Genomic DNA, 1,377 nt, shown 5'->3' on the forward strand with positions numbered 1-1,377 from the left:
GATCCGGGGCGGGCGAGGGGTCGGGTGCGGTCCGCACCGGGCTGCGCTCGTCTTGCACCGCTGTCACTGTCCACTCCGTCCACGGCTCGGCCAACCAGCGACGATACCGGATGCCGTCCGAACGGAACCGGACACGATCAGCTACTCAGCGTGACAAAGTGGCTCTGACCGGCCGCACTCCGTCGCGGGCGGAGCACAAACGGCCGGAACCCGGACGGCCGGAACCGGGACGGTGGTCGCCCCCTCACCTCTGGAACAGGGCGCCCCGGCTCCGCCGCCGTCCGCCCCGCGCGGGCTCCGCCTCCTGGGGCCCGGTGCGCAGCCGCAGCCGGGTCTCGGCGCCGCCGAGCACCGCGGATCGGCCGAGCGCGACGTCCCCGCCGGTGGACTCGGCGAGCTTGCGGACGATGTCCAGGCCGAGGCCGGTGGAGCCCTCTCCGCCGTGCCCCTCGCCGCGCTTGAGGGCGGCGGCCGGGTCGCTGTACCCCGGTCCGGCGTCGCCGACCAGCACGATCACCGAGCAGTCGGTGGCGAGCACGTCCACCGAGAAGGCGGTGCCGACGGAGGTGTGCCGGAAGACGTTGCCGAGCAGCGCGTCGACGGCGGCCGCGAGGTCCCCGCGCTGGACGGGCACCGGCGCCGCCCGCTCGGCGCCGGCCAGCTGCCAGCGGCGTCCCTCGTCCTCGGCCAGTGCCGACCAGAAGGCGACCCGTTCCCGGATCACCTCGGCGGCGTCGCAGCCGACGGAGACGGCGGGCGCGTCCTCGGGGGCGCGGCGGGCCGAGCGGATGATCTGGTCGACCTCGCGCTCCAGCTGGGCGACCGCGTGCCGGGTGGCGTCGGCCGCGTCGCCCTCGCCGAGCGAGGCGGCGTTGAGCCGCAGCACGGTCAGCGGGGTGCGCAGCCGGTGCGACAGGTCGGCGGCCAGTTCCCGTTCTGCGGCGAGGAGTTGGACCACCCGGTCGGCCATGGTGTTGAACGCGTGGCCGGCCTCGCGCAGTTCCTCGGGGCTGCCCTCGACCTGCTTGCCCTCCACCGGGACCCGCACGGAGAGGTTCCCGGCGCCGAGCGAGCGGGCGGCGGCGGCGAGCTTGCGCGCGGAGGCGACGATGCGGCTGCCCATCCGGTCGGCGACCAGCACCGAGATGGCGACCAGGCCGAGTGCCACGGCGGAGAGCACCTGCCAGGCCGTGGCGACGCCCCGGGTGAGGTCGCTCTCGGCCACGAACACCTCGACCACCGCGGTCCGCCCGGTGTCCACCGCGACGGGCTGGAGCAGGGCGTACCCGCCGGGCACCTTCACGGTGAAGGAGCGGCCCTGCCCGCCGGCCGTGGCCACGTCGGCCGTGGTGGCGCGCCCCTCCCCCAGCATCGGGC

General features: G+C 76.0%; 1 protein-coding gene. It reads right to left on the reverse strand.

What is annotated here, in order from left to right:
* Window positions 1–244: 244 nt before the first annotated feature.
* Window positions 245–1,377: sensor histidine kinase (locus ACIQOV_RS41460; protein ID WP_401056327.1), on the reverse strand; the 1,133-nt coding region annotated here is incomplete at its 5' end.

This window comes from Kitasatospora sp. NPDC091257, from assembly GCF_044757675.1.
GTDB classification, from domain to species: Bacteria; Actinomycetota; Actinomycetes; order Streptomycetales; family Streptomycetaceae; genus Kitasatospora; species Kitasatospora lactacystinica.